This window comes from Aequorivita flava (assembly GCF_038742595.1).
In the GTDB taxonomy this organism is placed as follows: Bacteria; Bacteroidota; Bacteroidia; order Flavobacteriales; family Flavobacteriaceae; genus Aequorivita; species Aequorivita marisscotiae.
In genome coordinates, this window is sequence record NZ_JBANCF010000038.1 from 1 (window position 1) to 1,281 (window position 1,281).

Genomic DNA, 1,281 nt, shown 5'->3' on the forward strand with positions numbered 1-1,281 from the left:
GTTGATACTTTTGACTGTTCTGATGTTGGCGACAACAACGTTATTTTAACAGTAACCGATGTAAACGGAAATACTTCAACTTGTACTGCCATTGTAACTGTTGAAGATGTAACTGCACCAACGGTAGTATGTCAAGATATTACAGTTGTACTCGATGCAACAGGAACTGTAACCATCGCAGGAATAGACGTTGACGGCGGAAGCACCGATGCTTGTGGCATTGCGAGTTATGATTTAGATATGGATACTTTTGATTGTTCAAATGTTGGCGACAATATTGTAACCCTTACGGTAACCGATGTAAACGGAAACTCGGCAACTTGTACCGCCACGGTAACAGTAGAAGATAATACGAGTCCGGTATTAGTTTGTCAAGACTTTACATTAGAACTTGGTGCAGATGGTACTGCTATTCTCGACCCAAGTGATGTGATAGCTTCTAATGACGATGCTTGTGGAATCTTTACTTCGGCCGTAGATATTACCGATTTTGATTGTTCAGATATTGGTGCGCCAGTAACGGTTCAGGTGTTTACAATTGACGTAAATGGCAACCTTGCATCTTGTACAGCAGAGGTTACTGTGGTAGACAACCTTGCACCGGTAATTACGTGTCCTGCAGACCAAACAGTAGATCCAGGACCAGGAAATATATTCTATATCCTTCCAGATTACTTTGCAACGGGTGAAGCTACAGCAATTGACAACTGTACAGATCCAGTTACAATTACAACACAATCGCCAGTAGCAGGCACGCCGCTTCCTGATGGAGTACACACTATTACTTTCACTGCAACCGATGCATATGGTAATACAAGTACTTGCGAATTTGAATTAACTGTTGAAAGCGTACTTGGTGCAGAAGACAATCACCAAAACCTTGGAAGCGTTAAAATGTATCCAGTTCCAACCAACAATATTTTAAACATCAGCAATCCGCAGAGTTTAGAATTGGAAAGACTGGAAATTTACGACCTAAGAGGTAGATTGGTACAAAGTGCAGACCTTCGTGGAATGGGCAATGTAAAAACTATAAACGTAGATCAACTTGCAGCTGCTTCTTACTACGTAAAAATTAAAGGCGCTAATGGTGAAATAACCATGAGACTTATAAAGGAATAGTAATTATTTGTTAGTTTATTTTGTAAAGCCGCCTAGGGGAGTCTATTCAATTAAGTGTGTCAATTTATAATTTAATAAATTAGACATATGAAAAGTACAGAAAGTAATTTAGATATGGAAGCTCTCATAAAACAAATGGGCGAAGAGCTTCGATCCGGC

General features: G+C 39.7%; 1 protein-coding gene. It reads left to right on the top strand.

Annotated features, from left to right (window positions below; all coding sequences use genetic code 11):
* The coding region (locus VZD24_RS15195) for a T9SS type A sorting domain-containing protein (RefSeq protein ID WP_342688107.1) at nucleotides 1-1,122 on the top strand (1,122 nt) is incomplete at its 5' end.
* Between the last annotated feature and the right edge of the window lie 159 nt (nucleotides 1,123-1,281).